This is a genomic window from uncultured Nocardioides sp. (genome assembly GCF_902805925.1).
Taxonomy (GTDB): Bacteria; Actinomycetota; Actinomycetes; order Propionibacteriales; family Nocardioidaceae; genus Nocardioides.
In genome coordinates this window covers 38,445-45,539 of sequence record NZ_CADCUP010000067.1, presented here as the reverse complement: position 1 = coordinate 45,539, position 7,095 = coordinate 38,445, and the positions used below count along the sequence as shown (strand labels likewise).

Genomic DNA, 7,095 nt, shown 5'->3' with positions numbered 1-7,095 from the left:
CCACCGCCCTCGTCGTCGGCCGGCGCGACCCGGCGTAGGTCAGCCGGCCGTGCGCGTCGCTGAGGGCTGGGGGACGACACCGCGGGCGCTAGGCTCGCCCGGTGCCGCCGACCCCGCCCGCCCGCGCTGCGGTGGTGATGCTGGCGGCAGGAGAGGGCCGGCGCAGCGGGCACCACACCAACAAGGTGCTGCTTCCGCTGGCCGGACGACGCGTGTTCACGTGGTCGATCCGGTGGGCCCGCGAGCTCGCCGCGGTCACGCACACGGTCGTCGTCATCCGCGAGCAGGACCGTGACGCCGTGACCGCGGCCCTCGACCGGGAGGTCGGTCCTCCCGACGTCTCCGTCGTCGTCGGCGGCGACAGCCGGCACAGCTCGGAGTGGCAGGCGCTCCAGGCACTGGCGCCCGCCATCGAGGCAGGAGAGATCGACGTCGTGGTGATCCACGACGCGGCCCGCCCACTGGCCGGGACCGGCCTCTTCGCCTCCGTCATCGAGGCGGCCACCGAGCACGGCGGCGCCATCCCCGTGCGCGAGCAGCGCAACCTCGCCACCCTCGAGGGCGGCGCGCAGCCGCCCAACCGGGTGGTCGCCGTGCAGACCCCGCAGGCCTTCCTCGCCCGGCCGCTCCTCGAGGCCTACCGGCTCGCGGAGGCGGACGGCTTCGTCGGCACCGACACCGCGAGCTGCATGGAGCGCTACACCGACGTCCCGGTGCGGGGCGTCGACGGCGATGCCGGCAACATCAAGATCACCTTCCCCGAGGACGTCCTCCTCGCCGAGCGCCTGCTCGCCAAGGCCGACTTCGACCTCTCCGGCCGTACGCCGCCCCGGCGCGAGTCGCCGCTGGCCCACCTGCGCGAGACCCTTCCGCACGAGGGCCGCGGATGAGCCTCGAGGAGGCCGATCCGCGCTGCGAGATGTGCGACCAGCTCACCGACCACGAGCCGCACCACACCGGGCGGCTACCTGCGCCGGCTGCCGCGCGCCGTGCTGCGGCAGCCGGTCACGTCCCTGCGCGAGTGCCGCGACCTGCTGCCCCGCTGACGGGACCGGCGCCGGCCTCCGTGCGCACGCGCCGCGCGAGCTCGTCGACGCACTCGAGCAGGTTCACCGCCGACGCGTCGTCGACCCGCCGGGCCAGCGACGGCGCGCGCACGAGCTCGACCCTTCCCCGCTCGCGCAACCAGGCCGCCAGCCGGGCGAAGTCGTCGACCGGTGGCTGCTCGCCCACCGCCACCGACGCAGCGACCAGCGACGGGGAGACCACGGCCGGGGAGACCAGCGCGGCGAGTGCCTCGCGGTCGATCGTGCCCTGGATCTGGTCGTCGACCACCGTCTTCACCGTGTCGGTCACGGGCCGGTAGGCCAGGAACGAGGTGTCGGGCTGCGCGCCGGCCCGCCGCCGTACGTCGCGCACGAAGTCGGCGGAGACCAGGGGACACAGCGGGTCGTGCACCACCAGGCCGGCGCCGGGCGCCTGCACCGCGGGCCACCAGTCCGCCCCGACGCGCACCGAGGCGGTGAGCCCGGCACGGCGCACCTCGCGGCGCACCCGGTCGTGGTCGGCCGGGTCGACGGCCACGACCACCGTCGAGCCACCGGAGGCGGCCAGCGACCGCAGCGCGTGGAGGTAGAGCGGCTGTCGGTGCAGCAGCGAGAACGGCAGTCCCCCGCGGCCCGTCATCGCCAGCACGGCGGGCCAGGCGACAGGGTCGCTCATGCCGGCTCGGGCGTGGTGAGGGCCTCGAGCGCCGCCACGTCGTCGGGGCCGGCGACGCGTCCGGCGCTGGCCGGGGCGGTGATCCGCTCGACGGGGAACCGGTCCTCGACCGCCGCCACGAGGACCTCGAAGTCCAGCGAGGGCAGCCCCTCGAGGCCGGCCACCACAGCCGGCGGCAGGACGACCGGCGACAGGACGGTGCCGTGCTCGTCGACGCCGACCACCGCCGCACCCGTCCGGGCCGAGCGCGTCAGGCAGTCGGCGATGAAGGACGCCGGGGTCATCGGGCACAGTGCGTCGTGGAGCACGAACGGCTCGCCGCTGTCGGCCAGGCCTGCCCACGCGGTGCCGAGGTCGACCGCGGTCACCCCCGCGTCGCCCAGCGCCCAGGCCGCGCAGGCGACCAGCGCCTCGCCGTGGATGAGGGCGAAGGGCAGGGCCCCGCGACCCTCCTCCACGATCGTGCCCAGGGCAGGGGTCGGGTCGTCGGTCTCCGGGGCGTGGATGTCCGTGGTCATGGCCCGCTCACGGTACAAGGGACAGCACGACCCCCGACACGGGACGTGTGTCGGGGGTCGTCCTGGTGCAGCAGGATCAGGAGGCGAGGACCTCGTCGAGGATCGCCTCGGCCTTGTCCTCGTTGGTGTGCTCGGCCAGCGCGAGCTCGGAGACGAGGATCTGGCGCGCCTTGGCCAACATCCGCTTCTCACCCGCCGAGAGACCACGGTCCCGCTCACGACGCCACAGGTCGCGCACGACCTCCGACACCTTCATGACGTCGCCGCTGTGCAGCTTCTCGAGGTTGGCCTTGTAGCGACGCGACCAGTTGGTCGGCTCCTCCACATGGGCCGCCCGCAGGACGTCGAACACGCGGTCGAGGCCAGCCTTGTCGACGACGTCGCGGACGCCGACCAGGTCGAGGTTGCAGGCCGGCACGCGGACGACCAGGTCCTGCTGGGCCACGATCCGCAGGACGAGGTACTGCCGGTCCTCGCCCTTGATGGTTCGCATCTCGATGTCTTCAATGACAGCGGCCCCGTGATTTGGGTAGACAACCGTTTCGCCGACGGTGAAAGTCATATGTTCGTTACCCTTTCCTAGGACTCCATTCTAACACGCTTTCACAGAGCCGCTTCCCCCGTTTGTGCAGGTCAGCGGCCTGTGGGGGGCTTGACAGAATCTGTGTTCGTGTGGTGGCGGCCACGTCGTGCACCTGCACGGGGCCCGGCCGGACGCCGTCCGCGCCGACCGGTCGCCCCCCGGCCGCGATACTGCGCCCCATGCCTGGACGCGCCGTGCCCGTGCTGCTGCTGCGCGTCGCGCACCCCCGGCAGGCGCTGCTGACGGCAGTCGGCGTGGCCGTCGCCGCGGCCCTCGCCGGGCGTCCCGGACAGGAGGTGCTGCTGGTGCTGGGCACCGTGCTGGTGGGCCAGGCGGTCCTCGGCTGGCACCACGACCTGGTCGACCGCGACCGCGACGCGCGCCACGACCTGCCCGGCAAGCCGGTCGCCCAGGGGCTCCTCGACCCCGGGACGGTCTCCTTCACGATCGCCTGCGCCGTCCTGCTCCTCGTGCCGCTCTCGGTCGCCTCGGGGGTGGAGGCCGCCGCGGCGTACCTGCTGTCGGTTCTCGTCGGCCTGGCCGGCAACGTGTGGCTGCGCACGGGCCGGCTGTCGTGGCTGCCCTGGGCGGTCGGCTACGCGCTCTACCCGGCGTACCTCTCCTACGGCGGGTGGGGCGGCACCGGCTCGGACACCCCGCCGGAGGCGGCGACGACGGTCGTGGCCGCGCTGCTGGGGGTCGGCGTGCACGTGCTCCGGGCGCTGCCCGGGCTGGTGGCCGACCACCAGGACGGCTACCGGTCGCTCCCCCTCCGCATCGCGGTGCGGACGGGCGCGAGGAGGCTGCTCGTCGTCACCTGCGTGTACGTCGTCGTGGTGCTCGTGGTGCTGCTCGTCCTCGCCCACCGGGCGGGGCCGGCCCTGCAGTCCTGACGGGGCGCGGCGGCGCTAGGCTGTCAGCGCGTCCGACCCACGCTGACCCAGACCGCGAAGGCCCACCGCATGCAGCTGCGACACACGTCCACCCCAGGCACCCTCGTCGGTGCGCTCCTGCTCACGGCGGCGCTGTCGAGCTCCTGCGGCTTCGAGCTCGGGACCGACCGGATCTACACCCCCGCCAACGGTGCCAACGACCGGGACGGCGAGATCGACGTGCTCAGCGCGCAGGTCGTCTCGCCCGAGCCCGGCACGGGCGTCTTCATCGCCTCGCTCTCCAACAACTCCGACGAGCCGGTCGAGCTGGAGGGCGTCGCCGGCAGCGACGCCCAGGAGCTGTCCGCCGAGGTGACCCCCGTCGAGGTCCCCGCCGGGGGGCTGGTCAACCTGGCCGTCTCCGAGACGCCCGTCACCCTCACCGGCGACTTCGAGGCGGGCGACTTCCTGCCGGTGGAGGTCTCCTTCAGCAACGGGGAGTCGGCCAGCATGGAGATCCCGGTGGTCATCAACTGCGGCTACTACGCCGACGTCGCCGGTGTGCCGCCGGGCGAGGAGGAGTGCGAGGTTCCTGAGCCAGCCCCGATCGAGGAGGCCGAGTGACCGTGCCGTACACCCTGGTGCTGCTCCGCCACGGCGAGAGCGAGTGGAACGCCAAGAACCTCTTCACCGGCTGGGTCGACGTCGACCTCACCGAGAAGGGCCGCGCGGAGGCGGTGCGCGGCGGCCGCCAGCTGGTCGAGGCCGGCATCCTTCCCGACGTCGTGCACACCTCGCTGCTGCGGCGGGCGATCACCACCGCCAACATCTCCCTCGACGCCGCGGAGCGTCACTGGATCCCCGTGCAGCGCAGCTGGCGCCTCAACGAGCGCCACTACGGCGCGCTCCAGGGCAAGGACAAGAAGCAGACCCTGGCGACGTACGGCGAGGAGCAGTTCATGACCTGGCGCCGCAGCTTCGACGTGCCGCCGCCGCCGATCGAGGACGGGGACGAGTTCTCCCAGGCCGCCGAGGCGCGCTACGCCGACCTCGGCGACGACCTGCCGCGGACCGAGTGCCTCGCGGACGTCATCGCCCGGATGCTGCCCTACTGGGAGTCCGACGTGACGACCGACCTGCGCGCCGGCCGCACCGTGCTCGTGGCCGCGCACGGCAACAGCCTCCGCGCGATCGTCAAGCACCTCGACGGCATCAGCGACGAGGACATCGCCGGGCTCAACATCCCCACGGGACTGCCGCTGGTCTACGAGCTCGACGAAAACCTCGCGCCGACAGTGCCGGGCGGTCGCTACCTCGACCCGGAGGCGGCCACCGAGGCCGCCGCCGCGGTCGCCAACCAGGGTCGCTGAGCCCGGCGAGCAGCGGTGAGCCCGGCACCGCCACCCGCACGACGTGACGCTCAGACCCCGGCCTCCTGGGGCGTCTGGCCGGTGACGACGAAGACCACCCGATTGGCGATCGACACCGCGTGGTCGGCGATGCGCTCGTAGTAACGGCCGAGGAGGGCGGCATCGATGGCCGCCTCCACGCCGTGCGACCAGTCGTCGGCGAGCAGCGTCACGAAGCTGTCCCGGCGCAGGCTGTCGATCTCCTCGTCGTCCTTGTGCAGGTCCAGCGCGGCCTCGACGTCGCGCTCGGCGATGATCGAGGTGGCGCGACGCACCATGTGCTCGGCGACCTCGGCCATCCGCTCGATGCTGGGCCGGATCTGCTCGGGCACGGCCACGTTGGGCACCCGCAGGCGGGCGATCTTGGCGACGTGCACCGACAGGTCGCCCATCCGCTCGAGCTCGGTGACCATCCGCAGGGCCGCCACCACGATGCGCAGGTCGCCGGCGACCGGCGCCTGCAGGGACAGCAGCTGGAACGCGTCGTCCTCCACCCGCTCGCGGGCCCGGTCGATGTCGACGTCGGCGGAGATGACCTGCTCGGCGAGGCCGGCGTCCGCGGTGAGCAGGGCGCGGGTCGCCCGCGCGACGGCGGTCTCGACGAGCCGGCCGATGGCGGCGAGGTCCTCGAAGATCGCGTCGAGCTGGTCGTGGAAGGCATTGCGCATGCGGCGCAGGGTACGGAGCCCGGGTGTCCGGACGGCGATGACGCGTGAACGAGGGGTGAACACTGGGAGGCCCCGGCGGCCGTGGGCGAACGTGAGGTGAATGCGCCCGTACGCTGGGACTGTGGATCCGACGACCCAGGCCTCCCTGGCCGCCGTCATCGGCGTGGTCGTCGGTGCGGTCTCCGTGCTCGCCTGGCACATCAGTGACCGCCAGCAGCACCAGCTCACCCAGCCGGAGGAGCCGGCCGTCCCGGTGGGGGTCGCCGCCGTGCTGTCGGTGCTCCGCAGCAGCGCCGTGGTCGTCGACGAGCACGACGTGGTGCTCAAGGCCTCCGCCCCGGCGTACGCGTTCGGGCTCGTGCGCGGCAACGAGCTGGTCATCGGCGACCTCGCCGACGTCGTGCGCCAGGTGCGCCGCGACGGCCAGATCCGCGAGACCGAGCTCACCCTCACCCGCGACAGGGCGGCCGCCCGCACCGTCGTCGCGCGGGTCGCGCCGCTGGGCTCGCGCCTGGTGCTCGCGCTGGTGGAGGACCGCACCCGCGAGCGCCGGGTCGAGGCCGTGCGCCGCGACTTCGTCGCCAACGTCAGCCACGAGCTCAAGACGCCGGTCGGCGCCATCCGGCTGCTGTCGGAGGCGGTCGCCGACGCCGCCGACGACCCGGAGGCCGTCAAGCGCTTCGCCGGCCGGATGCTGACCGAGAGCGACCGGCTCAGCCGGTTGGTCCAGCAGATCATCGAGCTGTCGCGGCTGCAGGGCGACGACCCCCTGGAGATGCCGGTGCGCGTGGGCGTCGACGACATCATCGCGATCGCGGTCGACACCAGCGCCATCGAGGCCCGCGCCAAGCGCATCAGCCTCGTGACCGGCGGCGACAGCGAGCTGGTCGTCCACGGCAGCCACGAGCAGATCGCCGCCGCGGTCAGCAACCTGGTGGCCAACGCCGTCGCCTACTCCGGCGAGGGCTCGAGCGTCGTGGTGACCACCCGCGGGACCGACACCAGCGTCGAGGTCTCGGTGATCGACCAGGGCATCGGCATCCCGTCCGGCGAGATCGACCGCATCTTCGAGCGCTTCTACCGCGTCGACCCCGCGCGCCACCGCTCCACGGGCGGCACCGGCCTCGGCCTCTCGATCGTCAAGCACGTCGCCGCCACCCATGGCGGCGACGTCACCGTGTGGTCGGTCGAGGGACAGGGATCGACCTTCACCCTCAGCCTGCCCCGCAGCCAGACCATGGACACCACCTACCAGAGCACCACCCAGGAGGTACGCCGATGAGCACCCCACGATGTCCGTCTCCACCGCTGCGCTCCTCCGAC

At 73.1% G+C, this 7,095-nt stretch carries 9 protein-coding genes; 5 read left to right on the top strand and 4 right to left on the bottom strand.

Features of this window, described 5'->3' with window-relative positions; translation table 11 throughout:
• The first annotated feature begins 101 nt into the window (after positions 1-101).
• Positions 102-890 carry a 2-C-methyl-D-erythritol 4-phosphate cytidylyltransferase gene (locus tag QZX64_RS04760; protein WP_295657408.1) on the top strand — a complete coding sequence of 263 codons (789 nt, stop codon included), beginning with the start codon at positions 102-104 and terminating at the stop codon, positions 888-890.
• A 115-nt stretch (positions 891-1,005) separates the two neighbouring features.
• Here the strand turns inward: QZX64_RS04760 and QZX64_RS04755 are convergent, their stop codons facing one another.
• The 3 genes from QZX64_RS04755 to QZX64_RS04745 all read right to left on the bottom strand — a co-directional run bounded on the left by QZX64_RS04755 (position 1,006) and on the right by QZX64_RS04745 (position 2,802).
• A complete protein-coding gene (locus QZX64_RS04755; protein WP_295657406.1) occupies positions 1,006-1,722 on the bottom strand; it encodes a 2-C-methyl-D-erythritol 4-phosphate cytidylyltransferase in 717 nt (238 codons plus the stop codon).
• A complete protein-coding gene (locus QZX64_RS04750) occupies positions 1,719-2,240 on the bottom strand; it encodes a hypothetical protein (protein WP_295657404.1) in 522 nt (173 codons plus the stop codon). The genes QZX64_RS04755 and QZX64_RS04750 overlap by 4 nt, the downstream gene beginning before the upstream one ends.
• Positions 2,241-2,316: 76 nt before the next feature.
• Positions 2,317-2,802: a CarD family transcriptional regulator gene (locus QZX64_RS04745; protein WP_295657402.1), complete on the bottom strand. Its 486-nt coding sequence runs from the start codon at positions 2,800-2,802 to the stop codon at positions 2,317-2,319.
• 200 nt (positions 2,803-3,002) lie between these two features.
• Between QZX64_RS04745 and QZX64_RS04740 the strand changes: the two genes are divergently transcribed.
• The 3 genes from QZX64_RS04740 to QZX64_RS04730 all read left to right on the top strand — a co-directional run bounded on the left by QZX64_RS04740 (position 3,003) and on the right by QZX64_RS04730 (position 5,065).
• Entirely contained in the window at positions 3,003-3,716 is a 714-nt protein-coding gene (locus QZX64_RS04740) for a UbiA family prenyltransferase (RefSeq protein WP_295657400.1), read from the top strand.
• Positions 3,717-3,785: 69 nt separating this feature from the next.
• On the top strand, positions 3,786-4,319 hold the full coding sequence (locus QZX64_RS04735; protein WP_295657398.1) for a hypothetical protein: 534 nt from the start codon (positions 3,786-3,788) through the stop codon (positions 4,317-4,319).
• 2 nt (positions 4,320-4,321) lie between these two features.
• Positions 4,322-5,065: a phosphoglyceromutase gene (locus QZX64_RS04730; protein ID WP_295657410.1), complete on the top strand. Its 744-nt coding sequence runs from the start codon at positions 4,322-4,324 to the stop codon at positions 5,063-5,065.
• 50 nt (positions 5,066-5,115) lie between these two features.
• On the opposite strand, the gene phoU is transcribed toward QZX64_RS04730, so the two are convergent.
• A complete protein-coding gene (gene phoU / locus QZX64_RS04725) occupies positions 5,116-5,772 on the bottom strand; it encodes a phosphate signaling complex protein PhoU (RefSeq protein WP_295657396.1) in 657 nt (218 codons plus the stop codon).
• Positions 5,773-5,893: 121 nt separating this feature from the next.
• Here phoU and QZX64_RS04720 point away from each other — a divergent pair, with 121 nt between their 5' ends.
• The gene (locus QZX64_RS04720) at positions 5,894-7,054 is read left to right on the top strand and encodes a cell wall metabolism sensor histidine kinase WalK (protein WP_295657395.1); all 1,161 of its coding nucleotides are present in this window, start codon (positions 5,894-5,896) and stop codon (positions 7,052-7,054) included.
• The last annotated feature ends 41 nt before the right edge of the window (positions 7,055-7,095 follow it).